This is a genomic window from Alloyangia mangrovi, assembly GCF_002300555.2.
In the GTDB taxonomy this organism is placed as follows: Bacteria; Pseudomonadota; Alphaproteobacteria; order Rhodobacterales; family Rhodobacteraceae; genus Salipiger; species Salipiger mangrovi.
On record NZ_NTHN02000002.1, the window covers coordinates 139,759 to 164,966 of the forward strand.

Consider the following 25,208-nt stretch of genomic DNA (forward strand, 5'->3'; position numbering starts at 1 on the left):
GGAGACAGGACGATGGCCATGACCCAATCCCGGGCGCGGGCGCTGCTGCTGACACCGGCAGCGCTGTGGTACGCGGCGATGCTGCTGCTGCCGCTGGCCGTCGTCCTGATCTTCTCCTTCGGCGAGCGCAGCGCCATCGGCGGCTACGCGCCCGGCTTCACCTTCGAGCAATACGCCAACCTGCCGGCGCGTTTCGCCGCCTTCCGCAACACGCTGACGCTGGCGCCGGTGGGCACCATCGCGGCCCTGCTCATCGCCTATCCGCTGGCCTATTTCCTTGCGGTGAAGGTCTCGCCCAAGTGGAAGACCATGCTGCTGGTGCTGGTGATCGTGCCGTTCTGGACCTCGATCCTCATCCGCTCCTACGCGTGGATCTTCCTGCTGGGCGGCAAGGGCATCCCGGCGCTGCTCGAGACCGTCGGCCTCGATGACGTGCGGCTGCTCAACACGCCCTTCGCGGTGCTGGTGGGCATCGTCTACGGCTACCTGCCGCTGATGGTCTTCCCGATCTACGTGGCGCTCGAAAAGCTCGACAAGCGGCTGCTCGAAGCGGCGGCCGACCTCGGCACGCCGCCCTGGCGCGCCTTCCTGCAGATCACCCTGCCGCTGTCGATGCCGGGCGTGCTGACCGGCTCGATGCTGGTGTTCATCCTGCTGATGGGCGAATTCCTGATCCCCGCGATCCTTGGCGGCGGCAAGGTGTTCTTCGTCGGCAACGCGCTGGTGGACCTCTTCCTGCAGTCGCGCAACTGGGCCTTCGGCTCGGCGGTGGCGGTGGCGCTGGTGGTGATCATGCTGATCACCGTCGGCATCTACACCCGCCTGGTGAAACGCTTCGGCGCCAGCCGCGACGACGTCGGCCTGATGTGATCCCCCGGAGGCACCCATGAGACTTTACGCCTGGGCGGTCTACGCCTTTCTCTACCTGCCGATCGGCATCATCGCGCTGTTCTCCTTCTCGGCAGGGCGCTCGGCCTCGCAGATGCAGGGCTTCTCGCTGCAGTGGTATGGCCGCGCGCTGAACAACCCCTTCGTGATGGAGGCGCTCTGGACCTCGGTGCGGGTGGCGTTCCTGTCAGCGGTGCTGGCGACGGTGGTGGGCACCATGGCGGCGCTGGCCCTGACCGGGATGCGCGGGCGCACGCGCAAGGTCTTTGATCTGCTGGTGCAGATCGCGGTGATGATCCCCGGCATCGTCATCGGCATCGCGACCCTCATCGCGCTGGTCTCGGTCTTCGACCTGGTGAACCCCTGGCTCGAAGCGCTGACCGGCTGGAAACTGTCGCTGGGCACCGGCTCGCTGGTCGCGGCGCATGGGCTCTTCACCATGTCGCTGGTGGTGCTGCTGGTGCGCGGGCGGATGGAGACACTGGACGGGGCGCTGATCGAAGCCTCGGGCGATCTTGGCGCAACGCCCATGGGCACCTTCTGGCAGGTGACCTTCCCGCAAATCCTGCCGGCGATCCTCGCGGGCTTCCTGCTCGCCTTCACCTTCAGCTTCGACGATTTCATCATCGCCTTCTTCGTCGCGGGGGCCGAGACCACGCTGCCGATCTACGTCTTCTCATCGATCCGGCGCGGCGTCACCCCCGAGATCAACGCGATCGGCACCATGGTCATGGCTGCCTCGCTCTTCATGCTGATCGTCGCGCAGCTGCTGCTGCGGCGCTCCCAGGCGCAAGCGCGCCGCTAATTCAAGACTTCAGGAGAGACCCATGCTGAAAGACCGTGTCGCGCTGGTGACCGCCGCCGGATCCGGGATCGGCCGCGCCGGTGCGGTGGCCATGGCCCGCGAGGGCGCCTTCGTGGTGGTGACCGACCTGCGCGCGGAGCTGGCATCCGAAACGCTGGCCGAGATCGAGGCGGCGGGCGGCCGCGGCATGGCGCAGGGGCTCGACGTGCGCGATGATGCGGCGGTAGAGGGTCTGATTGACAAGGTCGCGAAGGACCACGGCCGGCTCGATGTGCTGCACAGCCATGCCGGGATCCAGATCGAGGGCAGGGTCGAGGACGTGACCCCGGCGCAGATGGACGCGGCCTGGGCGCTGAACGTGCGGGCGCATTTCGTCGCCTCGCGCGCGGTGATCCCGCACATGCGGGCGCAGGGCGGCGGATCGGTGATCATCACCGCGTCGAACTCGGGCTGCCAGTACGACCGGGGCATGGTCTCCTACGCCACCACCAAGCACGCTGCCGTCGCCATGGTGAAGCAGATGGCGGTGGATTACGCGCGCGAGAAGATCCGCTTCAATGCGCTCTGCCCGGGCTTTGTCGACACCCCTTTCAACCTCGGGTTCGAGAAGCAGATGGGCGGGCGCGCGGCGCTCGAGAGCTATGTTGCCGACACCATCCCGATGGGCCGCTGGGCCAGCGTGGAGGAGATCGCCGAGGGCATCCTCTACCTCGCCTCGGACCGCTCGGCCTTCGTCACCGGGCTGGCGCTGGTGATCGACGGGGGCGAGATCCTCTGAACTCGCCGCGCAGGGCTCAGCCGTTGGGGGAACCAAAACCGATGGTCGCCTCGACCGCGCGTTTCCATGCCGCGTATTTGCGCTCCCGCGCGGCGGCGTCCATCTGCGGCTCGAAGCGCGCATCGCGGGCCCAAGCGGCGGCGAACTCCTCCATGCCCGGCATCAGCCCGGCTTTCTGACCGGCCAGCCATGCGGCGCCCATGGCGGTGGTCTCGAGCACGGTGGGGCGCTCGACCGGCGCGTCGAGGATGTCCGACAGGTACTGCATCCCCCAGTCCGAGGCGCTGAGCCCGCCATCGACGCGCAGCGCCGCCATCTCGACATCGCCATGCTCGGCACCCCAGTCCGCCTTCATCGCCTCGATGAGGTCGCGGGTCTGGTAGCCGACGCTTTCCAGCGCGGCGCGGGCGAACTCGGCGGGCCCGGAGTTGCGGGTGAGACCATAGATTGCGCCCCGACAATCGGCGTTCCAATAGGGCGCGCCGAGCCCGGTGAAGGCGGGGACCAGCACCAGTTCCTGCGCCTGGTCGGCGGCCTCGGCGAGGGGCTGGCTTTCCGCCGCGTCGCGGATCACCTTGAGCCCGTCGCGCAGCCATTGGATCACCGCGCCGGCGACAAAGATCGAGCCCTCGAGCGCGTAGGTGGTCTTGCCGCCGATGCGGTAGGCGATGGTGGTGAGCAGGCGGTTCTGCGACACGACCGGCGTCTCGCCGGTGTTGAGCAGGGCAAAGCAGCCGGTGCCATAGGTGGACTTTACCATTCCGGGGGTAAAACAGGCCTGGCCGATGGTCGCCGCCTGCTGGTCCCCCGCGATGCCGAGGATCGGGATCGGGCGACCGAAGAGATCGGCGCGGCACTCGCCGAAACTGGCGTCGCAGTCGCGCACCTCGGGCAGCATGTTGGTGGGGATGTTCAGACGTTTGCAGATCGCCTCGGACCAGCGCCCCTCGCGGATGTTGTAGAGCATGGTGCGCGCGGCGTTGGTGGCGTCTGTGGCATGGACCGCGCCGCCGGTCAGCTTCCACACCAGCCAGCTGTCTACGGTGCCGAAAAGCAGCTCTCCAGCCTCGGCCTTTTCTCGTGCGCCGTCTACATTATCGAGGATCCACGCCAGCTTGGTTGCCGAGAAATAGGGGTCGAGCAGCAGGCCGGTTTTTTCGGTGACGGTCTCTTCGAAGCCCTGCTCGCGCAGGCCCCGGCACATCTCTGATGTGCGGCGGTCCTGCCAGACGATGGCATTGTGCACCGGCTTGCCGGTGGTCTTGTCCCAGACCACGGTTGTCTCGCGCTGGTTGGTGATGCCGATGGCGGCGATGTCGTCCGCGCCGATACCGGCTTTTTCGAGGACGGCCCGGCAGGTGGCGGCGGTGGTGGACCAAAGGTCGAGCGGGTCATGCTCGACCCAGCCGCTTTGCGGGAAATGCTGCGGGAATTCTTCCTGCGCCGAGGCGACGACCTGCAGCTTTTCATCAAAGAGGATCGCGCGGGTCGAGGTGGTGCCCTGGTCGATGGCGAGGATGAGGGTCATGTCTGTGGTCCGGCCTTCTGAGTGTCTTGTGTCGCGGGTCTGGCCCGAGGCGCAGTCCGCAGGATCGGTGCGCCCAGAGCGCGGCGTGGCGTCGCGGGTGCTGGTCCCTGGAACATCGCCGTCAAGTTCGGTCTCTTGCCTTACTCGTATCGGCGATGGCCCTGCATGGCCATGGCGGAGACGAGAAAACGGGGGCAGGCCATGGCCCGCCCCCGCCAAGTTAGCTCAGTTCCAGGAAGCGACGAGCTCGTCGTAGGCGACGGTCTTCGGCTCCTCGCGCTCGTTCTCGATCTTCGGCTTCGGCGAGCCTGCGGTATCGAGCCACTCCTGCGCGTCCTTCTCCTCGTTCATCACCGGGCCGAGGTCACCCTGGATGCCGGCGCGCTCGATGCGCTCCATGACCTTTTCCATGTCCGAGCAGAGGCTGTCGAGCGCGTCCTGCGCCGACTTGGCGCCCGACATGGCGTCGCCGATGTTCTGCCACCAGAGTTGCGCGAGCTTGGGGTAGTCGGGCACGTTGGTGCCTGTGGGCGACCAGCGCACGCGGTCCGGCGAGCGGTAGAATTCCACCAGGCCGCCGAGTTTCGGCGCGCGGTCGGTGAAGCTCTGGTCCTGGATGGTGCTCTCGCGGATGAAGGTGAGGCCGACGTGGCTCTTCTTTACGTCCACGGTCTTCGAGGTGACGAACTGCGCATAGAGCCAGGCGGCCTTGGCGCGATCCTCGGGGGTGGATTTCATCAGCGTCCAGGAGCCCACGTCCTGGTAGCCGACCTTCATCCCGTCTCCCCAGTAGACGCCATGCGGCGACGGGGCGAGGCGCCACTTGGGCGTGCCATCCTCGTTCATCACCGGCAGGCCGGGCTCGACCAGCGAGGCGACGAAGGTGGTGTACATGAACATCTGCTGGGCGATGTCACCCTGCGCCGGGACCGGGCCGGCCTCGGAGAAGGTCATGCCCATGGCGGAGGGCGGCGAGTACTTGTTGAGCCACTCGATCGCCTTGTCGACGGCATAGACCGCCGCCGGGCTGTTGGCCGCGCCGCCGCGCGCCATGCAGGCGCCCACGGGCTGCGACTTGTCGTTCACCCGGATGCCCCATTCGTCGACCGGCAGGCCGTTCGGCTCGCCCTTGTCGCCCATGCCGGCCATCGACATCCACGCGTCGGTGTAGCGCCAGCCGAGCGAGGGGTCCTTCTTGCCGTAGTCCATCGAGCCGAAGACCTTCTTGCCGTCGATCTCGCGGCCGGTGAAGAATTCGGCGATGTCCTCGTAGGCCGACCAGTTGACCGGCACGCCGAGGTCGTAGCCGTACTTCTCCTTGAACTCGGCCATGATGTCGGGATCGGTGAACCAGTCGTAGCGGAACCAGTAGAGGTTGGCGAACTGCTGGTCGGGCAGCTGGTAGAGCTTGCCATCGGGCGCGGTGGTGAACTGGGTGCCGATGAAATCGTCGAGGTCGAGCGTCGGGCTGGTGACCTCGGCGCCCTCGTTCGCCATCCAGTCGGTCAGGTTGCGCACCTGCTGGTAGCGCCAGTGGGTGCCGATGAGGTCAGAGTCGTTGACGTAGGCATCGTAGATGTTCTCGCCCGACTGCATCTGCGTCTGCAGCTTCTCGACCACGTCGCCCTCGCCGATGAGGTCATGGGTGATCTTGATGCCGGTGATCTTCTCGAAGGCCGGGGCGAGCACCTGGCTTTCGTATTCATGCGTGGTGATCGTCTCGGAGACCACCTTGATCTCCATGCCCTGGAACGGCTGGGCGGCGTCGATGTACCATTGCATCTCGGCCTCCTGATCGGCGCGAGAGAGGGTCGACAGATCGCCGATCTCCGCGTCGAGGAAGGCCGTGGCCGCCGCCATGTCGGCGAGGGCGGGCCCGCCCAGCAGGCCAAGCGCAAGGGCTATGGCGGTTGTTGTCTTCAGGTTCATGGTTTCCTCCCTTATTGAACCATTTGGACGTGTGCGGTGGTCCGGGTCTCCTCCGGCCCGTAGCGCGCTCTGCCGGGTCTCAGACCCAGCGGAACACCGCCACCGCGTAGATCAGGCAGACGACAAGCGCCGCCGGCTGCGCCTGGCCGACAAGGCCGAGCCAGGCGAGATTGATGAAGGCCGATCCCAGCAGCGTGATGAAAAGCCGGTCGCCGCGGGTGGTCTCGATGCCGAGGATCCCGTGACGCGGTGTCTCGGGGAAGCGGATCGCCAGCAGGGTGAAAATCACCAGGAGCGCCGCGATGCTCAGGAAGAAGGCCGCGGTGGGCCAGGTCCATGCCATCCAGTCCATTGCTCTCTCCTCTCAGACGCGGCCCAGGGCGAAGCCCTTGGCGATGTAGTTGCGGACGAACCAGATCACGAGCGCGCCGGGGATGATGGTCAGCACCCCCGCCGCCGCCAGCACGCCCCAGTCGAGCCCCGAGGCCGAGACGGTGCGGGTCATCGTGGCGGCGATGGGTTTGGCGTCCACCGTGGTCAGCGTGCGCGAGAGCAGCAGCTCGACCCAGGAGAACATGAAGCAGAAGAAGGCGGCGACGCCGATGCCCGACGAGATGAGGGGCATGAAGATCTTCACGAAGAAGCCGCCGAAGCTGTAGCCGTCGATATAGGCGGTCTCGTCGATCTCCTTGGGCACCCCGCGCATGAAGCCCTCGAGGATCCACACCGCCAGCGGCACGTTGAACAGGCAATGCGCCAGCGCCACGGCGATATGCGTGTCGAACAGGCCGATCGAGCTGTAGAGCTGGAAGAACGGCAGCGCGAAGACCGCCGGGGGTGCCATGCGGTTGGTCAGCAGCCAGAAGAATAGGTGCTTGTCGCCCATGAAGTGGTAGCGCGAGAAGGCATAGGCCGCCGGCAGCGCCACGGTGAGCGAGATCACCGTGTTCATAACGACATAGATCAGCGAGTTGATGTAGCCCGAGTACCAGCTCGGATCGGTGAGGATGGTCGCATAATTGGCGAAGGTCAGGTTGCGCGGCCAGAGCGTGAAGCTGCCGAGGATCTCGGTGTTGGTCTTCAGGCTCATGTTGAGCAGCCAGTAGATCGGCAAGAGCAGGAAGAGCAGGTAGAGCGTCATGACGATGACGCTTGTGTTGATCCGCGGCAGGCTGCGCGACCGGCGGGTGGCGGGGGCGAGGGTGGTGTCGGTCATCTCACATCCCCTTTTTGTCGAGGTTGGTCATCACGGTGTAGAACACCCAGGAAATCAGCAGGATCACCAGGAAGTACATGATCGAGAAGGCCGCGGCGGGTCCGAGGTCGAACTGCCCCAGCGCCATCTTCACCAGGTCGATCGAGAGCAGCGTGGTGGCGTTGCCCGGACCGCCGCCGGTGACCACGAAGGGTTCGGTGTAGATCATGAAGCTGTCCATGAAGCGCAGCAGGATGGCGATCATCAGCACACCCGCCATCTTCGGCAACTCGATGTAGCGGAACACCTTCCAGCGGCTGGCCTGGTCGATCTTGGCAGCCTGGTAGTAGGCATCGGGGATCGACTTGAGGCCCGCATAGGCCAGCAGCGCCACCAGCGAGGTCCAGTGCCAGACATCCATGACCACGATGGTGATCCAGGCCGCGAGCGTGCTCTGCGTGTAGTTGTAGTCGATGCCGAGGCTTTCCAGCGTGCGGCCCAGAAGACCGATGTCGACCCGGCCGAAGACCTGCCAGATGGTGCCCACCACGTTCCATGGAATGAGCAGCGGCAGCGACATGAGCACCAGGCAGAAGGAGGCCCAGAAGCCCGACTTCGGCATGTTCAGCGCGACGAAGATGCCGAGCGGCACCTCGATGGCGAGGATGATCCCCGAGAACATCAGCTGCCGCCCGAGCGCGTTCCACATGCGGTCGGAATGCAGCATCTCGTCGAACCATTCGAGTCCGGCCCAGAAGAACTGGTTGTTCCCGAAGGTGTCCTGCACCGAGTAATTGACCACGGTCATCAGCGGGATCACCGCCGAGAAGGCCACCAGCACCAGCACCGGCAGCACGAGGAACCATGCCTTGTGATTGACGGTCTTGTTCATCAGGCGGCCTCCCCCTCGGGTGCGACGCGCCAGTCGTCGCGGTAGACGTTGACGTGGGCGGGATCGAAGCGCACGCGGGTCATGTCGGGCCCGATGTTCTCGTCCTCGCCGGCGACGATGTTGATGTCATGTCCGAAGAACTCGGCGCGGATGATCTTGTGCCGCCCGGCGTCCTCGACCCGGCGGATCTTGACCGGGAGTCCCTCGGTCTGGCTCAGACGGGCGAACTCGGGGCGCACACCGATCTCGACCTTGCCCTCCATGGCGCGATAGCCGGTGCCGAGATCGAAGTTCGAGCCATTGATGTAGGCGCGGCTGCCTTCGACTTTGGCCGGGATCACGTTCATCCCCGGAGAGCCGATGAAATAGCCGACAAAAGTATGCTCGGGACGCTCGAAAAGCTCTTCGGGGGTGCCGATCTGTACGACGCGGCCGTCGTACATCACCACCACCTTGTCGGCGAAGGTCAGCGCTTCGGTCTGGTCGTGGGTGACGTAGATCATCGTATGGCCGAAATCGTGGTGCAGCTTCTTGAGCTGGGTGCGCAGCTCCCACTTCATGTGCGGGTCGATCACCGTCAGCGGCTCGTCGAACAGCAGCGCGTTCACGTCCTTGCGCACCATGCCGCGCCCAAGGCTGATCTTCTGCTTGGCGTCGGCGGTGAGCCCGCTGCACTTGCGGCGCAGCTGGTCCTCCATGCCGATCATCCGCGCGATCTCCTGCACGCGCTCGGCGACATAGGCCTCGTCGCGGCCGCGGTTGCGCAGCGGGAAGGCGAGATTGTCGTGCACGGTCATCGTGTCGTAGACGACCGGGAACTGGAACACCTGCGCGATGTTGCGCTCGGCGGTGGGGGCGTGGGTCACGTCCTGCCCGCCAAAGAGCACACGCCCCTGCGAGGGGATCAGCAGCCCCGAGATGATGTTGAGCAGCGTGGACTTGCCGCAGCCCGAAGACCCGAGCAGCGCATAGGCGCCGCCGTCCTCCCAGTCATGGGTCATCTGCTTGAGCGCGAAGTCCTCTTCTCCGCGCGGGTGCGCCATGTAGGAGTGGGCGAGATTATCTAGCGTTATCTTAGCCATATCAACATCTCCTCAGGCAGCCAGCGCGTAGGCGGCGGGGGCGACCAGTTCGCCGTTCTCGCCGAAGACGTAGACGTGCCGGGGCGAGAGCCAGACATCCAGCGGCTTGCCGATTGGCAGGTCGTGCACGCCGCTGACGAGGCCCACCCAGCGCTCGCCGTGATGGTCAAGGTGCACGAAGGTCTCGGAGCCGGTCAGCTCGCTCACCTGCAGTTCTGTGCGGAAGCGCAGCGCCTCGGGCTCGTGCTGCATGATCTCGAGGTGGTTGGGTCGGAAACCCGCCATGTAGCGCCCGTCGGGCAGGTCCTTGAGCTTGCCGGTCGCGGCGGCGCTCTGGCCTTCGCCGAACATCAGCCGCTCGCCGGTCTTTGAGATCTGCAGGAAGTTCATCGGCGGATCGCTGAAGACGCGGGCCGTGGTGGCATCGAGCGGCTGGCGGTAGACCTCGGGGGTGGGGCCGAACTGGGTGACGCGTCCTTCCCAGAGAGTGGCGGTGTGCCCGCCGAGCAGGAGCGCCTCTTCCGGCTCGGTCGTGGCGTAGACGAAGATCGATCCGGAAGCCTCGAATATCTTGGGAATTTCCACCCTAAGCTCTTCACGCAGCTTGTAGTCGAGGTTGGCCAGCGGCTCGTCGAGCAGCACCAGACCGGCGTTCTTGACCAGCGCCCGCGCCAGCGCGCAGCGCTGCTGCTGGCCACCCGACAGCTCGAGCGGCTTGCGCTCGAGGAAGGGGGTCAGCTTCATCAGATCGGCGCTTTCGCGCACCCGGCGGTCGATCTCGGCCCGGTCCACGCCCATCAGCTTCATCGGCGAGGCAATGTTCTGGTAGACGCTCATCGAGGGGTAGTTGATGAACTGCTGGTAGACCATGGCCACCTTGCGGTCTTGCACCGGCATGCCGGTGACGTCCTTGCCTTCCCAGAAAATCTTGCCGGTGGAGGGCGCATCGAGCCCCGCCATCAGCCGCATCAGCGACGTCTTGCCCGACAGGGTCGGGCCCAGCAGCACGTTCATCGTGCCATTGGCGAGCGTCAGATCGGTCGGGGCAATATGGGTCTGCCCCTCGACGATCTTCGAAACGCCCTTCAGTTCCAGCGACATAAGGTCCTCCTCCCCGCGCCGTATGTCTCCGCCGTGCTATTCGGCGGCGTCGGCCCTTTCGCGGCGGGATGCCATCCAGCCGTCCAGCGCCGATATCTCCTCCGCACTCAGGCGCAGCCCGAGCTTGGTGCGTCGCCACACCACGTCCTCGGCCGTGCGGGCAAATTCCTGCCGCATCAGCCAGATCACTTCCGCCTCGGTGAGCGTCGCGCCGAAGTCCCTCCCGAGATCCGCGGCGCTTTTTGCCCCTCCCAGAAGGGTTTCCGCCTCGGTGCCATAGGCGCGCCCGAGCCGCCGCGCCCAAGCCGCTCCGAGGAAGGGATATTTCCCGTTCAGAGTTTGCACCAGCCGGTCGAACCCGTCGACCGGGAAATCCCCGCCGGGCATCGCGGCACCCGCGGTCCAGGGGCCGGACTTCAGAGCGATGTGCTCGCCGATCTTCTCCAGCGCGCTTTCTGCAAGCCGCCGGTAGGTGGTGATCTTGCCGCCGAAGACGTTGAGCACCGGCGCGCCCCCTTCCGCGTCCACCTTCAGCGTGTAATCCCGCGTCGCCGCCGTGGCGCTGGAAGCGCCGTCGTCGTAGAGCGGGCGCACACCGGAGTAGGTCCAGACCACGTCCTCCGCCGAAATCGACTGCGCAAAATACTGGTTGGCGAAGTTGATCAGGTAGGCCTGCTCCTCGGGGGTGCAAACCGGGCGGCGGTCCGGGTCGTCATGTTCGGCGTCGGTGGTGCCGATCAGGGTGAAGTCGCGCTCGTAGGGGATCGCGAAGATGATCCGCCCGTCGGTGCCCTGGAAGAAGTAGCACTTGTCGTGATCGTAGAGCCGGCGGGTGACGATATGGCTGCCGCGCACCAACCGAACGCCCTCGCGCGAGGGCAGATCGATCGTGTCGTGGATGATGTCACCGACCCAGGGGCCACCCGCGTTGATCAACATCTTCGCGTAATGCGTTGCTTCTTCTCCAGTTTCTGCGTTCTCGATCTCGACGCGCCAGAGCGCACCCTCGCGCCGCGCATGGGTGACCTTGGTGCGGGTCAAGATGGTGGCGCCGCGCGCCTCTGCGTCGCGGGCGTTGAGCACCACCAGCCGAGAATCCTCGACCCAGCAGTCGGAATACTCGTAAGCGCGCTCGAAGCGCGGCTGCAGCGGCGCGCCCTCCTTCGTGCCCTTGAGCGAGAGCGTCGCCGTGCCCGGCAGGATCTTCCGTCCGCCGAGATGATCGTACATGAACAGCCCCGTGCGGATCAGCCAGGCCGGACGGCGGCCTTTCATCCAGGGCATGGCGAGGCCGAGCATCTTGGAGATCGGCGTCTCGCTCTCGAAGCGCATGTCCCTGTGATAGGGCAGTACGAAGCGCATCGGCCAGCTGATATGCGGCATGGCGCGCAGCAGCACCTCGCGCTCGACCAGCGCCTCGTGCACCAGCCGCACCTCGAGATACTCGAGATAGCGCAGCCCGCCGTGAAAGAGCTTGGTCGAGGCCGAGGAGGTCGCCGAGGCCAGATCGCCCATCTCGGCCAGCACCACCGAAGCGCCGCGCCCGGCCGCGTCCCGGGCGATGCCGCATCCGTTGATGCCGCCGCCGATGACGAAGAGATCTGCAGGGGTGTCCGGGGTGGTCTTGCGCACGGGGGGCCTCGTTCAACTTGGGGGCAGGCTAAACCCGGACCGCACATTCACGCAAGACGTTTGTTTTCGTTTTTTTTTCGTTTCAAGACCTGCGGCAATTTCCCCATATTCTCCTGTGCTTCGGATGCATTCTTACAATCTCACTGTGCAGATGCAGAAACGATTCCACTGGAATCGGCGCTGGTTTGCGGCTCTTCTGCCCGTGTCAGGATAAAACGAAAGAAACCGAACACCCATGTCCCAATCGCTGCGCCACCCGGAGATTCTCGAGATCGCCCGCCGCGACGGCAAGGTGACCGTCGAAGGGCTGGCACAGCATTTCGGCGTAACGCTGCAGACCATCCGCCGGGATCTCAGCGATCTGGCCGACACCGGGCGCCTCGAGCGGGTGCACGGCGGGGCGGTGCTGCCCTCGGGCACGATGAACATCGGCTACGAGGAACGGCGCCATCTCAACATGGACGCAAAGACTGCCATCGCCCGGGCCTGCGCCGAACGCATCCCGCATGGCATCTCGCTGTTTCTCAACATCGGCACCAGCACCGAGGCGGTGGCGCGCGAGCTATTGCACCACAAGGGGCTGATGGTGGTGACCAACAACATGAATGTCGCCAATATCCTCGTCGCCAACCCCGACTGCGAAGTCCTGGTCAGCGGTGGCAACCTGCGCCGCACCGACGGCGGGCTCATTGGTGCGCTGGCGACCGAGAGCATCCGGCAGTTCAAGTTCGACCTTGCGGTGATCGGCTGCTCGGCGCTGGACGGCGAGGGGGACATCCTCGATTTCGACATCCAGGAAGTCGGGGTGAGCCGCGCCATCCTGCGCCAGTCGCGCCGCACCTACCTTGTCGCCGACCAGTCGAAATTCAAGCGCAGCGCGCCGGCGCGCATTGCCTCGCTGTCCGAGATCGACAAGTTCCTCACCGACGCGCCGCTGGAGCCCGGCCTCGCCGCGGCCTGCGCCGACTGGGGTTGCGAGGTGGTGGTGGCCGGACGGGGCTGAGCCGCGGCTTGCGCGTGGCGCCGGTGGCGCTATAGCTCGCGCCCATGCGTTTCGAGACCCCGCTCATCCCCGCCCGCCTGCTGCGCCGCTACAAGCGTTTCCTCGCCGACTGCCGGCTCGAGGATGGCTCCGAGATCACCGCCCATGTCGCCAACCCCGGCAGCATGCTGGGCATGGCAGAGCCCGAGACCCGGATCTGGCTCGAGCCCAACGACGATCCGAAGCGAAAGCTGAAATACGCCTGGCGGCTCATCGAGCACGAGGGCGGCGCCTTCACCGGCGTCGATACCGGCGTGCCCAACCGGGTGCTGCGCGCCGCGCTGGAGGCGGGGCAGGTGGCGGGGCTCGAGGGCTACGAGTCCGTCCGCCCCGAGGTGAAATACGGCGTGAAAAGCCGCATCGATTTTCTGCTCACCGGCGCTGCTCGCCGGGATTGCTACGTCGAGGTGAAATCGGTGACCCTTTCTCGCAGGCCGGGTCGCGCCGAGTTCCCCGACAGCGTCACGGCGCGCGGGGCCAAGCATCTCGCGGAGCTCTCCGCCATGGTCGCGCAGGGACACCGCGCGGTGATGCTCTACCTCGTGCAGCGCACCGATGCCGAGGAGGTTACCCTCGCCGCCGACATCGACCCCACCTATGCCGCCGCCTTCGCCGCCGCGCGTACGGCGGGCGTCGAGGTGCTCGCGCTCGGCTGCCGGATCACCCCCGAGGAGATCACCCTCGGCGCGCCGTTGCCCTTCCGCGCGCCCTGAGGCCCCTGCGCGTTTTCTTCTAGGTCCAAATATCCCGGGGGAGTCCGCGCCAGCGGACGGGGGCAGAGCCCCCATCCACCGATCGAACCACGCGCCTCAGGCCAGCCGCGAGCGCGGCTCCGCGGCGGTCTCGGCTTCCTTCTCCCGCGTGACGTGCAGCGTGCGGGTGGGGAAGGGAATGTCGATGCCGTTGGCATCCAGCGCTTCCTTGACCTTGCGCTTCATGTCGGCCTGATAGGCGAAATACTCGCCGCTGCCGACCCAGACCCGCACCAGGAAATCGACCGAGCTGTCGTTCAGGGCGTTCACCTGGATGAAGGGCTCGGGATCGTTCAGCGAGCGCGGGTCGGCCATGATCGTCTCGCGGATCACCCGCTCGGCGGTGGCGAGGTTGGCGCCGTAACCGACACCGAAGGTCCATTCCGCCCGGCGCGTCTTATAGATCGAGTAGTTCTCGATGACATTGCCCCAGACTTCCGAGTTCGGCACGATGATCTGCGTGTTGCCCAGGCTGGCGAGTTCGGTGGTGTTGAGGGTGATGTCCTTGACCGTCCCCGAGACCCCGGCGACCGAGACGAAATCCCCCAGCTTGATCGGCCGGAAGACGATGATCATCACCCCCGCGGCGACATTCGACAGGGTGCCCTGCAGCGCGAGGCCGACGGCAAGGCCGGCCGCGCCCAGTGCTGCGATGATCGAGGTGGTTTGCACACCGAAGGTGTTGAGCACGATGAGGATGGTGAAGATCATCACCACGTAACGCGCGATATTGCCGAGGAAATTGAAGAGTGTGTCGTCAAGCCGGGCGCTGCGCGCCGACATGGCGGTGATCCGGCCCTTGACCCAGCGGCCAATGAAAAGGCCCACCAGCAGCAGCACGATGGCCGCCACCACGTTGCCGAGCATGCTCGCCAGGAAGTCCAGCGTGAACACGTCGGAGAGCGACGTGCCGTTGTAGATCTCGGTGTTCATGACTTCGTTGATACTGTCCATTGTCCCTCGTCGGTCCTTCTTTGCGGCTTGCGCCTGTCTTGCGCGCCGCTGCGTCCGGCACGTCTTCGGGTCGGGTCTGCCTGATCCCCTTCAGGCGGTCTTCGGGCCATGCCCGGATTGGCAGGCTCCGCATTGCGGCCCGCATCGCGGGACTTAACGCGGGGACATGCCATTGCGTTCCCCTGCCATCCTCTGGCAATGGAAGGCAACACGTATTAAGTATTGAAGGGAAGAGACCCATGGAGCGCCCCGTCTTGCGAAACGACACGAGCGGCCGTCTCACCCGCGACGGCATCCGCATTCACGAATCCGCCGATTTTGTCGGCATGGAAAAGGCTGGTGCGCTGGCCGCGAAGATCCTCGACGATCTCGCGCCGCTGGTCGAGCCCGGCCGCACCACTGCAGAGATCGACGACTTCATCCGAGGGGCGGTCGAGGATGCAGGCGCGATCTCGGCCACCATCGGCTACAAGGGCTACCAGCACGCCAGCTGCATCTCGATCAACCACGTGGTCTGCCACGGCATCCCCGGCGACAAGAAGCTGAAGGATGGCGACATCCTCAATGTCGACGTCACGGTGATCGTCGATGGCTGGTACGGCGATACCTCGCGCATGTACGTGGCGGGCAAGCTCTCGCGCAAGGCCGAGCGGCTGATCCAGGTGACCCACGACTCGCTGATGCTGGGGATCGAGGCGGTGAAGCCGGGCAACACCTTCGGCGACATCGGCCATGCCATCCAGAGCTACGTCGAGGCGCAGCGCATGTCGGTGGTGCGCGATTTCTGCGGTCACGGCCTCGGCCGGGTGTTCCACGCCGCGCCCAACGTGCTGCACTACGGCCGCGCGGGCACCGGGCCGGTGCTGGAAGAGGGCATGTTCTTCACCATCGAGCCTATGGTGAATCTCGGCCGCCCCGAGACCAAGGTGCTTGCTGACGACTGGACCGCGGTCACCCGCGACAAGTCGCTCTCGGCGCAGTTCGAGCATTCGGTTGGCGTGACCGCCGACGGGGCCCAGATCTTCACCCTCTCGCCGGGCGGCAAGTTCCACCCGACCTGGGGCTGACCCCGGTCAGGCCGGGCGCGCCCCCGCCGGGCCGCGCCCGGCTGATTTTCAACGCATGACGAAGGGATTAGCCATCGGTTCCGCCGAGGTGTTGATCCATGTGGTGCGCGTTCGGGTGTAGTCCTTGATGGCCTCCATCCCGGCCTCGCGGCCGTAGCCCGAGTCGCCAAAGCCGCCGAAGGGCGCGATGGGCGAGATCGCCCGGTAGGTGTTCACCCAGCAGATCCCCACACGCAGCCGCCCCGACACCCGGTGGGCGCGGGCGAGGTTCTGCGTAAAGACGCCCGAGCCCAGCCCATAGAGGCTGCCATTGGCGAGCGCGATTGCCTCCTCCTCGGTGTCGAAGGGCAGAAGCGACATGACCGGGCCGAACATCTCGGTGTGCAGCGTGGCGATCTCAGGCGAGGGGCAGAGCACCAGCGTCGGCGCCATGTAGGTGCCGGGCCGGTCGAGCGGCGCGCCGCCGAAGCCGAGGGTCGCGCCCTGCGCCTGCGCCTCGTCCAGCGTCCTGCCGATCAGCTCGATTTGCGCACGGGTGCAGAGCGGCCCCATGTGGCTCGCCGCGTCGAGCGGATCGCCGACCACGATGCCTGCCGCCTTCTCGGTGATCTTCGCCACCAGCGCTTCGAAGATGCTGCGCTGTACCAGCCCGCGTGAGCCGGCGACGCAACTCTGCCCCGAGGCACCGAAATTGCCAGCGATCAGCGCATTGGCGGCACCGTCGAGATCGGCGTCCTCGAAGACGAGGATCGGGGATTTGCCGCCCAGCTCCAGCGTCGTGACTGCGAAGTTCTCGGCCGAGTTGCGGACCACGTGGCGCGCCGTGTCCGCCCCGCCGGTGAAGGCGATGCGGTCGACGCCGGGGTGACTGGTGAGCGGGATCGCGCAGCCCTTGGCATCGCCGGTGATGACCGAGACCACGCCCGGCGGAAAGCCCGCCTCGTGGATCAGTCGGGCGAATTGCAGCATTGGCACCGGGGCGACTTCCGAGGCCTTCAGAACCACCGTGCAGCCCGCCGCCAGCGCCGGGCCGAGCTTGGTGGCGGTCAGGAACATCTGCGCGTTCCACGGCACCACCGCGGCAACCACGCCGATCGGCAGCGGCTTTGTGAAGACATGCATGTCCGGCTTGTCGATCGGCAGCACCGCGCCCTCGATCTTGTCGGCAAGCCCGGCGTAATAGCGGTAGTAGTCGGCGACATAGGCGGTCTGGCTGGCGGTCTCGGCCAGCAGCTTGCCGCTGTCGGTGGTCTCGAGCCGCCCGAGGTCCTGCGCGTGCTGCTCGACAAGATCGGCGAGCCGGTAAAGCAGCTTGCCCCGCGCCGTCTGGCTGAGGTCGCGCCACTTCGGATCGTCGAGCGCCCGGCGGGCGGCGGTCACCGCTCGGTTCACGTCGTCAGGCGCGGCGCAGGCGAAGCTGGCCCAGGCCTCGCCCGTGGCGGGGTTCTCGGTCGGCAGGGTCTGCCCGTCCACGCCCTCGCAGAAGGCGCCGTCGATATAGAGCGGGTAGTGCGGGAGGTCGGTCATCAAGCGGTCCTCAGGCAAAGGCGGGCAGGACGTCATCGAGGAAGCGTGCGAGCGAGTCGCGCTTGCGCTGGTGGCTCATGCCGGTGTCGATCCAGAAGGAGAACTCGTCGTAGCCGAGGTCCTCGTAGCGGCGGATTTTGTCGATCACCTCCTGCTTGGTGCCGATGGTCAGATCGCGCGCGAGCTTTTCAGGGGCCATGAGATTGTTGCCGGCGATCTCTGCTTCGCTCAGCGCCTCGATCATGCCATTGCGGACCGGGCGCTTGTTCTGGAACCAAGCGCCGAAGTAGCAGTAATAGCGCGAGATTTCCCGGGCGGCCTGCGCCACGTCCTCTTCGTCGCGCCCGACGTAGGTGTGGTGCAGCAGCATGATCTTGGGGCTCTTGCCGGGGTTCTCGGCACGGGCGGCGTCGAAGCGGGACTTGAGCGCCGAAATCTCCTCCATGCCCTGCCAGAGCGGCGTGACCTGGATGTTGAAGCCAGCGGAGACGCCGAACTGGTGGCTGGCCTCCTCGCGCGCGGCGATCCAGATCGGCGGACCGCCTTCTTGCGCGGCCTTGGGCACGGCGGTTGTGGCGGGGAAGCTGTAGAACTGCCCTTCGTGGGTGCAATCCCCGGCCCAGAGTTGAGGCAGCAGAGGCGCCGTCTCGCGCATCCGCGCACCGGCCTGCGCCGCGTCGAGCCCGGGCATCATCCGCTCGTATTCGTAGCTGTAGGCGCCCCGCGCGATACCGAGCTCGAGCCGCCCGCCGGTGATGAGATCGGTGGCCGCCGCCTCTCCGGCCAGCCGGATCGGGTGCCAGAACGGCGCAATGACCGTGCCGGTGCCGAGGCGGACGTTCTTCGTGTGATGCGCCAGATCGACGATCGACAGGAAGGGGTTGGGGGCAATGGTGAATTCCATGCCGTGATGCTCGCCGGTCCAGATCGCCCGCATGCCGCCTTCGTCGGCCATCTTGCAGATCGACAGGAACTCCTCGTGCAGCACCGCGTGGGGCTGGTCCGGGGTGAGGCGTTCCATATGGGCAAAGAGGGAGAACTCCATGGCTCAGCTCCTTTTGGCTTGGGTTACAGGCGCGCCTCGATGAGGCGGAACAGTTCGGCGGTGACCTCGTCGGCGTGGGTCATCGGCATCATGTGGGCGGCGTCCGGCAGCACCGCGGCCCGGCCCTGCGGCGCAAGTTCGGCCATGGCGCGGGACATGGCCGGGGTGGAGTTGGGCTCCAGCGCGCCGGTCATGAAAAGCGCCGGGCAGGCGAGCCCGCGCAGGGTGGCCTCGGCCGGTCCGTCCTCTTCCGCGAAGACGCGGTAGGCGGCGCGATAGCCTTGCGGATCGACGTCGCTCAGCCAGTCCCGGCAAGCGGCTCGGGCGGGGGTCTCGTCTTCGCCGAACCAGCGGTTGAGCGTCGGTTCGGGATCGCCATTGCTCTGCCCATCCAGTTGCGCGGCGCGGGCTTTCACGGCCTGCTGCGCGGCGGGGTCGCGGCGGTGGATGGCGTTGAGGCAGGCGATCCCGGAGACCTTTTCGGGCAGTTGGCGCGCCAGTTCGGCGGCGATCATCGCGCCCATCGAGTGCCCGGCGATTGCGGTGGGTCCGTCCAGCACCCCGGCGATGCGCCCGGCGAAGTCGGCCAGACCGCTCTCGCCCCGCGCCACGCTCTGTCCGTGCCCCGGCATGTCCACCGCGATAACCCGGCAGCTCCGCGCCAGCGCACCCAGCTGCGCGCCCCAGGCCTCGGCCCGCAGGCCGACGCCGTGGATCAGCAGCACGCGCGGGCCGCTGGCGCCGGCGACGATCCCCGCCAACCCGCCTCCGAGGTCAGACCGCGGCCGGGTTGTCCAGGTCATGGCCGAGGTCCTTCAGATCCTGGTAGCGGTCGCCGATGCGATGATGCGGGCGGCCCCCGGTGGCGGCGCCGAGCACCACGACGATCTCGTCGTCGCGCGGCGCGTCGGGGATGGCGAACTGGATTGTCAGGTAGTGCGAGCGCCGCCCTGCATCGTTCTTGTCCATCAACGGCACCATGATCGGCGCGTTTGCCCCGCCGCGGGTGTTGGTAAAGGCAAGGTAGCTCTTGGCCTCCACCGCCTGCCGGTAGTGATTGCCGAAGCGCAGAGTGTGGATGAGACCCGAGGCGTGCTCGATCTCGCCATCCAGGCCGACCACCGCCGCTTTGCCATAGGCCTCGATCGCCGTGCCGCTGCCGGCGAGCGCGATCATCCGCTCGGTCATCATCTCGCCCAGCACGGGGCCATAGGCGTGGATCTCGGGCTTGAGGTCTTCGACGTAGCGCCCGGCCCAGGGATTGCGCACCACCGCGGCCACCGCAAACATGCGCCAGGGCGTCCCGGCGGGGCGGAAGCCCTCGATCAGGACCTCTTCGTCATAAGTCACGATTTTGCGTATTTCCGGCTGCATCCGCTCACTCCTGTTCGATATTGCAATGTGTTTCCGGGAGAGGTGCTTTGACAAACGCGGAAAATGCGGGCTAAAGCATTAGTAAAACTAATGGAGATTTGAGATGGCCCGCTCCCTGCCGCCCGTCGCCTGGTTCCGGGCCTTCGAGGCCTCGGCCCGCCATCTCAACTTCACTGCCGCGGCGGACGAGATCGGCATGACGCAATCGGCGGTGAGCCAGCAGATCAAGGCGCTGGAGACCCGCTTCGGCACGCCGCTCTTCACCCGCAAGCCGCGCGGGCTCGCGCTGACCGATGCCGGACGCAAGCTGATGCCGCAGGTGGGCTCAGCGCTGGAGATGCTGCAGGCGGCGACGCTGGCTCTCGACGGCCCGCCCAAGGCGGAGCTGCTGACCGTTGCCAGCTCGGTCAGCGTGGCAAGCTGGGTGATCGCGCCGCATCTGCCGGACTTCCACCGCCGCCACCCCGGGGTGCGCATCCGTTTTGCCAGCGCCATCTGGCCGGAGGATTTCCAGAGCGCCATGGCCGATATCGAGATCCGCTTCGGCTCGCAAAGGCAGGTGGGGCAGAGCGCCCTGCCGCTGGAGCCGAGCGAGCTGGTGGCGCTGAAATCCCCGGCGCTGGAAGGGCCGCTCGAGGCGCTGCCGCTGATCGAATCCGTGGGCACTTCGGTCGGGTGGGATGCCTTCGGGGCGGCGCATGGGCTGGGGGATTTGCGCCCGCGTCTATACGTGGATTCCTACGGCATGGCGCTGCAGCTCGCGGCGGGGGGCAGCGGGGTCGCGCTGGTCACCGCGCTGCTCGGGCGGGATGCATTGGCCTCGGGACAGCTTGTCCCGGCGCATCCCGGCACCATCGCCCCGCGCGAGGGCTATTATATTGCGGTGCGCGACACCGTGCCCGCGGCGCGCGCCTTTGCCGATTGGCTGGACGAAACGCTGCGCCCCGGCTGAGGCGCGTTCTTATCCCATCAGCGCCTTGCGCAGCATGTTGCCGGCCAGCACCAACACGGTCAGCGCGAAGACCAGCCGCAGCCGCGCCGGGCTCAGGCTGTGCGCCAGCTTCACGCCGATCGGCACGGTCAGCAGCGAGGTGACCATGATCAGCGCCACGGCCGGCAGGTTGACGTAGCCCACGGTGCCCGGCGGCTTGCCGGTGATACCCCAGCCGGTCAGCAGGAAGGCAATGAAGCCGGGTATCGAGATCAGCAGGCCGAAACCCGGCGAGGTGCCCACGGCCCGGTGCGGCGGCACGTTGTAGGCGGTCAGCAGCGGCACGGTAAAGCTGCCGCCGCCGATGCCCATGAGCGCCGAGAAGAAGCCGATGATGCCGCCGTAGAACGCGCTCAGCCCGCGTCCCGGCAGCGTTTCGGAGATCCGCCAGCTCTTCTTGCCGAGCAGCATGTAGAGCCCGAGGCAGACGCCGATCACGCCGAAGACCAGCAGCAGCTGGTCGCTGTGCAGCACCGTGGCGGCCAGCACGCCCAGCACCGAGCCCATGGCGATGAACGGCCCCCAGCCCTTGATCAGCTCGAGGCTCACCGCGCCGCGCTTGTGGTGCGAGGTGACCGAACGCAGCGAGGTCACGATGATCGTCCCGGTCGAGGTGGCGACGCAGATCTGCATAAGCTGCTCGGGGTGATAGCCGAGCCCGGTGAAGACGTAGTAGAAGGCCGGCACGAGGATGATCCCCCCGCCGACGCCCAGCAGGCCCGAGATGATCCCGGCCACCGCGCCGGCGGCGGCGATGACGGCGAATAGCGTGACGTAGTCCATGGGGCACTTTCCTGCTGTGCGGCGGATGCGGCGGTGCGTGGAACCGGCGGCGGCAAACCTGCGTCGGGAGGAGGCCGCCTGCCGGAGAAACGCGGCGGCGCGGCGAAGGTCAAGGGGAAGCGGCACCTGCCATGGGGATCGCGGCACAACTGCGCCCCGATTGCCGCGCTGGCGCCCGGATGGGCCCTTCCGCCGGGTCGACGCCGCGCTTGGGGAGATCGGCACTTGTCCGCATCCCGCTGTCGGTGCAGTTTCGCTGCGAGATCCGGCGCGGCCAAGCAAGAGACACGACATGCCCCACCCCCTGACGCAGAGCCTATTGCCTTCCGCGCGCGAGATGTTCGCCGCCGAGCCCGGGCTCGTGGCGCTTTACGGCTACGACCCGCAGGAGCTCTCCGGTCCCGCCGACCTGCTGGCTGCGGCGCTCGCCGCCTGCCTGCCCGAGGGCACGGCGCGGGCCTGGCTGCGCGGGCTGGCGCAGGAGGTCTTCAGCCATGACGCCGAGACGCTGGAGCTGGCGCTTGACGACCTTCTGGCGACCGCCGCGCGCGATGCCGAGCCCGGGGGCGCGGCGGCGGTGCTGCATTTCGCCAATGGTTATCACGCGCTGCTCTCTTATCGGTTGAGCCGGGCGCTCTGGTGCGCCGATCGCAAGAGCCTCGCGCTGGCGGTGAAGGGGCAGTTCACCCGCGCGCTTTCGGTCGAGATATGGCCGCAGGCGCAGATCGGGCGCGGTGTCTGGTTCGACCACGGGCTCGGGCTGGTGATCGGCCAGACCGCGGTGATCGAGGACGACGTGAGCCTGTGGCACGGGGTCACGCTCGGTTCGAATTTCGTCGAAACGGGCGAAGGTCGGCACCCGAGGCTGCGCAAGGGCGCGGTGGTGGGGGCAGGGGCGATCCTCCTCGGGCCGATCGAGGTGGGTGCGGGCGCCACCGTCGCCGCCGGGGCAATCGTGACCCGGGACGTGCCGCCCGGCCACGTGGTGACCGGCCCGCGCGGGATCGACCGGGGTGCCGGCCGGTTCGCCGGCTTCGCGCCGCTCGCCGAGCTGAAGGGCGACTGCGGTTGACCGCTCCCGGCCCCTTCTGCCTCTTGTCCTGTGCGTCGCCACTCCGAGCTCGGCTTCGCGGAGCACCGCACCTCGGAAGTCATCGCCCCGCTGCTCTCCAGCTGGGGCGCGGTGGCGCAGATGGGGTAGGGCGCGCCGGTCATCCTCAAGGCAATGGGGGCGCAAGGTGGCGTCCGAGGACTTTGGCTTCATGCTGAACAAGCTGCCCTGCGCATAGCTCTGGCTGGACTTCGCGCGCGCGGGCAAAATCCGGCGCTAAATTCGGCGAAGTTCGACTTCAGCGACGCGGTGCTGCCGATCGGCGCGGATTTCCGGCTGCTGCTCACCTGCCGCGCGATGCAGTGCTGAGGCGGCGCATCATGGGAAAAGACCCCCGCCATTCCGGGCGGGGGGGCCATGTCTTGGGGCGAGACTCGCGCGTCAGGCCCGCAGCATGATCTTGCCGCTGCGCGCCGGGGTCTGCGCCGCCTGCATCGCCTCGGTGACCTGCTCCAGATCGAAGATGCCGCCCACGTCGAGGACCAGCTTACCCTGCGCCGCAAGCGTCACCAGCTCGGTCAGCAGGCGCTTCTGCGTCTCACCATCCATCTCGCCGAACACGCGCGAGGCCCAGAAGCCGCGCACCGCGAGGTGCTTGGTGATCATCTCGCCGCTTGGCAGCTGCAGTGGCGCGCCGGTGGCGGTGCCGAAGACCACGTATTCCCCGTCCTTGCCCAGCAGCGCGGCCAGCGCCATGCCCAGCTCGGCGCCGACGGAGTCGATGGCCGAGACCGCGCCCGCCGGGCCGACGAGTGCCTTGGCGGCGTCGAGCCAGCCTTCGTCGGCAGTGCAGAGGACGTGCTCGGCGCCGAGCGCCTTCATCTCCTCGACCGCCTCGCCGCGGCGCACGAGGTTCAGCAGCTTGAGGCCGCGCGCCTTGGCAAGGCTCACCATGATCTTTCCGACGGCGCCATTGGCGGCGGTCTGCACCAGCCATTCACCTTCACCGACCTTCAGCGAGTCGAGCAGGGCGATTGCGCTGAACGGCATGGCGATGAGTTGGGCTGCGTCCTCGTCCTTGATGCTTTCCGGCAGCGGCACAATGGTTGCGGCCTTGGCGATGAAGAACTCTGCCCAGCTACCGTGGACACCGCCCACCGAGATGCGCTGGCCAAGCAGCGCCTTGTCAACGCCCTCGCCGAGGCCGGCGACCATGCCGACAGCCTCGGAGCCGCCGATTTCGCCGGGCAGCTCGGGAACGTAGCCGTATTGGCCGCGGATGGTCCAGAGGTCGTGGTTGTGGATCGGCGACAGGAGGGTCTTGATCAGCACCTCGCCCGGGCCGGGTTTGGGGGCTTCCATCTCACCAAAGAGCATCACCTCGGCGGGATCGCCAAAAAACGTCATGATATGCAGCACGCATGTCGGGGTCCTTCGTGTCAAAAAACGGGGTCAGTGGGTGTCGGGAAAGAGGCGGCGCGCGGTGTCGGCGCGGGCCTGCCGCAGCGGCAGATCGCTCTGCGAAAGCTTGGCCAGGATCGCCGCCCCGAGCCATTGGGCATAGAGGGCCGCTGCCGCACCCGCGGGGTCAGGCAGCGGGTGCAACGAGCCATCCTCGGCGCCCTCGGTCAGCAGCGCGGCGAGCCGTGCGACAAGGTCCGAAACGCCCTCGTCGAGCACCCGGCGCATGTCATCCGAGAGATCGGCGATCTCGGCGGCGAGCTTCACCACGAGGCAGCGGCCGGCGATGCCCTCCGAGGCATCCACGCCCAGCCAGCCGTCCCAATAGGCGGCAAGCCGATCTCCGGCGCTGCCCGAGGTCTCGGCAAGCGCATCGAAGCTTTCGAGGTACTCGGCAACGTAGTCCTCGAGCAGGGCGCAGCCGAAGGCCTCCTTGGACGAGAAGTAATAGTAGAACGATCCCTTGGGCACGCCGCTCTCCTTGAGGATCTGCGACAGGCCCACGCCGCTGAAGCCCCCCCCTCAGGACGAGGTCGCGCCCGGTGGTCAGAATCTTCTTGCGGGTGGCTTCGGATTTGCTCGGTTCGGTCATGCGGGGCTACATAGTTAAAATAGACCGGTCGTCTAGGTGTTGCGGCACGCATTTTCCGAATGACGTCGCGCAAGCAAGGGACCATGTATTCGCCAGAGGTCGGGCAGACAGGATCCCTCTGGGAAAGTCGTGCGGCGACTAGCCTAGGCTCGCGGCGAAGCCCGCGAGATAGGCCCGCAACTGCTCTCGCACCGCGCCGTCAGTCAGGGTGCCCTCGGCATCGAAGGATTTTCCCGCGCGCGAGACCATCAGCTTTGCGCCGAACCAAGGGTGCGCGCCAAGCGCCCGCAGCACGGGCAGCCAATGGGTCTGCGACAGTATCGTTCCGAACCCGCCAGGGGAGGCGCCGATGATCGCCACCGGCTTGCCCTTGAACGCCTTGCCGCCCTCGCCACGGGACATCCAGTCGATGGCGTTCTTGAAGACACCGGGGATGCCGCCGTTGTATTCGGGCGTGACCATGAGCACCCCGTCGGCTTCCGCCAACTGCGCCTGCAGGGTCTTCACTGCAACGGGCAACCCTTCGGCGGCCTCCGCATCGGCACTGAACAGCGGCACTTCGTGAATGGAGCCGGGCAGAACCGGGCAGCCTTCGGGCGCCAGCTCCATGGCAGCACGCAGCAGGCCGGCATTGTAGGAGGCGGCGCGCAAGCTGCCGCTGAGGCCGAGAATCCGGGGCATGGGCTCATCCTTACGCTAGGTTAGTCGCAGCATGGCCTGCGTCGCTGTCCCCGGCAAG

Annotated in this window: 25 protein-coding genes; 8 read left to right on the forward strand and 17 right to left on the reverse strand. The window is 66.8% G+C overall.

Going from position 1 to position 25,208, the window contains the following annotated elements:
- Positions 1-12 precede the first annotated feature (12 nt).
- Genes CLG85_RS02070 through CLG85_RS02080 form a run of 3 tightly spaced genes read left to right on the forward strand, consistent with a single transcriptional unit; the run spans position 13 to position 2,471 of the window.
- Positions 13-870 carry an ABC transporter permease gene (locus CLG85_RS02070; RefSeq protein WP_095883416.1) on the forward strand — a complete coding sequence of 286 codons (858 nt, stop codon included), beginning with the start codon at positions 13-15 and terminating at the stop codon, positions 868-870.
- 16 nt (positions 871-886) lie between these two features.
- Positions 887-1,693 (forward strand): ABC transporter permease, encoded by an 807-nt coding sequence (locus CLG85_RS02075; RefSeq protein ID WP_095883417.1) that lies wholly within the window; start codon positions 887-889, stop codon positions 1,691-1,693.
- 22 nt (positions 1,694-1,715) lie between these two features.
- On the forward strand, positions 1,716-2,471 hold the full coding sequence (locus tag CLG85_RS02080; RefSeq protein WP_095883418.1) for an SDR family NAD(P)-dependent oxidoreductase: 756 nt from the start codon (positions 1,716-1,718) through the stop codon (positions 2,469-2,471).
- A gap of 16 nt (positions 2,472-2,487) precedes the next feature.
- Here the strand turns inward: CLG85_RS02080 and glpK are convergent, their stop codons facing one another.
- From glpK to glpD, 8 genes are all read right to left on the reverse strand, one after another.
- Positions 2,488-3,999, reverse strand: coding sequence for a glycerol kinase GlpK (glpK, locus tag CLG85_RS02085; RefSeq protein ID WP_095883419.1), 1,512 nt, complete (start codon positions 3,997-3,999; stop codon positions 2,488-2,490).
- A gap of 225 nt (positions 4,000-4,224) precedes the next feature.
- On the reverse strand, positions 4,225-5,928 hold the full coding sequence (locus CLG85_RS02090; protein ID WP_176476665.1) for an ABC transporter substrate-binding protein: 1,704 nt from the start codon (positions 5,926-5,928) through the stop codon (positions 4,225-4,227).
- A 79-nt stretch (positions 5,929-6,007) separates the two neighbouring features.
- On the reverse strand, positions 6,008-6,280 hold the full coding sequence (locus CLG85_RS02095; RefSeq protein WP_095883420.1) for a DUF2160 domain-containing protein: 273 nt from the start codon (positions 6,278-6,280) through the stop codon (positions 6,008-6,010).
- Positions 6,281-6,292: 12 nt separating this feature from the next.
- Positions 6,293-7,144, reverse strand: coding sequence for a carbohydrate ABC transporter permease (locus tag CLG85_RS02100; RefSeq protein WP_095883421.1), 852 nt, complete (start codon positions 7,142-7,144; stop codon positions 6,293-6,295).
- A 1-nt stretch (position 7,145) separates the two neighbouring features.
- Positions 7,146-8,015 (reverse strand): carbohydrate ABC transporter permease, encoded by an 870-nt coding sequence (locus CLG85_RS02105; RefSeq protein ID WP_095883422.1) that lies wholly within the window; start codon positions 8,013-8,015, stop codon positions 7,146-7,148.
- A complete protein-coding gene (locus CLG85_RS02110; RefSeq protein ID WP_095883423.1) occupies positions 8,015-9,097 on the reverse strand; it encodes an ABC transporter ATP-binding protein in 1,083 nt (360 codons plus the stop codon). The genes CLG85_RS02105 and CLG85_RS02110 overlap by 1 nt, the downstream gene beginning before the upstream one ends.
- Positions 9,098-9,109: 12 nt before the next feature.
- Positions 9,110-10,198: an ABC transporter ATP-binding protein gene (locus CLG85_RS02115; RefSeq protein WP_095883424.1), complete on the reverse strand. Its 1,089-nt coding sequence runs from the start codon at positions 10,196-10,198 to the stop codon at positions 9,110-9,112.
- Between the two features lie 36 nt (positions 10,199-10,234).
- On the reverse strand, positions 10,235-11,830 hold the full coding sequence (gene glpD, locus CLG85_RS02120; protein WP_095883425.1) for a glycerol-3-phosphate dehydrogenase: 1,596 nt from the start codon (positions 11,828-11,830) through the stop codon (positions 10,235-10,237).
- A gap of 235 nt (positions 11,831-12,065) precedes the next feature.
- On the opposite strand from glpD, the gene CLG85_RS02125 reads away from it, so the two are divergent.
- Together CLG85_RS02125 and sfsA are read left to right on the forward strand one after the other, a co-directional pair.
- Positions 12,066-12,833 carry a DeoR/GlpR family DNA-binding transcription regulator gene (locus tag CLG85_RS02125; protein WP_095883426.1) on the forward strand — a complete coding sequence of 256 codons (768 nt, stop codon included), beginning with the start codon at positions 12,066-12,068 and terminating at the stop codon, positions 12,831-12,833.
- Between the two features lie 44 nt (positions 12,834-12,877).
- A complete protein-coding gene (gene sfsA / locus CLG85_RS02130; protein WP_095883427.1) occupies positions 12,878-13,585 on the forward strand; it encodes a DNA/RNA nuclease SfsA in 708 nt (235 codons plus the stop codon).
- Between the two features lie 96 nt (positions 13,586-13,681).
- Here the strand turns inward: sfsA and CLG85_RS02135 are convergent, their stop codons facing one another.
- Positions 13,682-14,578 carry a mechanosensitive ion channel family protein gene (locus CLG85_RS02135; RefSeq protein ID WP_260348359.1) on the reverse strand — a complete coding sequence of 299 codons (897 nt, stop codon included), beginning with the start codon at positions 14,576-14,578 and terminating at the stop codon, positions 13,682-13,684.
- 239 nt (positions 14,579-14,817) lie between these two features.
- Between CLG85_RS02135 and map the strand changes: the two genes are divergently transcribed.
- Entirely contained in the window at positions 14,818-15,645 is an 828-nt protein-coding gene (gene map / locus CLG85_RS02140; protein ID WP_260348361.1) for a type I methionyl aminopeptidase, read from the forward strand.
- Between the two features lie 48 nt (positions 15,646-15,693).
- Here map and CLG85_RS02145 read toward each other — a convergent pair whose 3' ends face one another.
- From CLG85_RS02145 to CLG85_RS02160, 4 genes are read right to left on the reverse strand one after another with little or no spacing between them, the layout of a single operon-like run.
- Positions 15,694-17,172, reverse strand: a complete 1,479-nt coding sequence (locus CLG85_RS02145; RefSeq protein WP_260348362.1) for an aldehyde dehydrogenase — start codon at positions 17,170-17,172, stop codon at positions 15,694-15,696.
- 10 nt (positions 17,173-17,182) lie between these two features.
- A complete protein-coding gene (locus CLG85_RS02150; protein WP_260348363.1) occupies positions 17,183-18,217 on the reverse strand; it encodes an LLM class flavin-dependent oxidoreductase in 1,035 nt (344 codons plus the stop codon).
- Positions 18,218-18,240: 23 nt separating this feature from the next.
- Complete coding sequence (locus tag CLG85_RS02155; RefSeq protein ID WP_260348364.1) at positions 18,241-19,020, reverse strand: alpha/beta fold hydrolase; 780 nt, start codon at positions 19,018-19,020, stop codon at positions 18,241-18,243.
- Entirely contained in the window at positions 18,992-19,591 is a 600-nt protein-coding gene (locus CLG85_RS02160; RefSeq protein WP_095884268.1) for an amino acid synthesis family protein, read from the reverse strand. The genes CLG85_RS02155 and CLG85_RS02160 overlap by 29 nt, the downstream gene beginning before the upstream one ends.
- A 103-nt stretch (positions 19,592-19,694) precedes the next feature.
- Here CLG85_RS02160 and CLG85_RS02165 point away from each other — a divergent pair, with 103 nt between their 5' ends.
- Positions 19,695-20,543: a LysR family transcriptional regulator gene (locus CLG85_RS02165; RefSeq protein WP_095884267.1), complete on the forward strand. Its 849-nt coding sequence runs from the start codon at positions 19,695-19,697 to the stop codon at positions 20,541-20,543.
- A gap of 9 nt (positions 20,544-20,552) precedes the next feature.
- On the opposite strand, the gene CLG85_RS02170 is transcribed toward CLG85_RS02165, so the two are convergent.
- On the reverse strand, positions 20,553-21,365 hold the full coding sequence (locus CLG85_RS02170) for a sulfite exporter TauE/SafE family protein (protein ID WP_095884266.1): 813 nt from the start codon (positions 21,363-21,365) through the stop codon (positions 20,553-20,555).
- 292 nt (positions 21,366-21,657) lie between these two features.
- Between CLG85_RS02170 and CLG85_RS02175 the strand changes: the two genes are divergently transcribed.
- Positions 21,658-22,437: a serine O-acetyltransferase gene (locus tag CLG85_RS02175; RefSeq protein ID WP_260348365.1), complete on the forward strand. Its 780-nt coding sequence runs from the start codon at positions 21,658-21,660 to the stop codon at positions 22,435-22,437.
- A 420-nt stretch (positions 22,438-22,857) separates the two neighbouring features.
- Here CLG85_RS02175 and CLG85_RS02180 read toward each other — a convergent pair whose 3' ends face one another.
- From CLG85_RS02180 to CLG85_RS02190, 3 genes are all read right to left on the reverse strand, one after another.
- Positions 22,858-23,835, reverse strand: a complete 978-nt coding sequence (locus CLG85_RS02180; protein WP_311734945.1) for a zinc-binding dehydrogenase — start codon at positions 23,833-23,835, stop codon at positions 22,858-22,860.
- Between the two features lie 33 nt (positions 23,836-23,868).
- Positions 23,869-24,381, reverse strand: coding sequence for a TetR/AcrR family transcriptional regulator (locus tag CLG85_RS02185; RefSeq protein WP_311734946.1), 513 nt, complete (start codon positions 24,379-24,381; stop codon positions 23,869-23,871).
- A 226-nt stretch (positions 24,382-24,607) separates the two neighbouring features.
- Positions 24,608-25,150, reverse strand: a complete 543-nt coding sequence (locus tag CLG85_RS02190; RefSeq protein WP_095881986.1) for an NADPH-dependent FMN reductase — start codon at positions 25,148-25,150, stop codon at positions 24,608-24,610.
- Between the last annotated feature and the right edge of the window lie 58 nt (positions 25,151-25,208).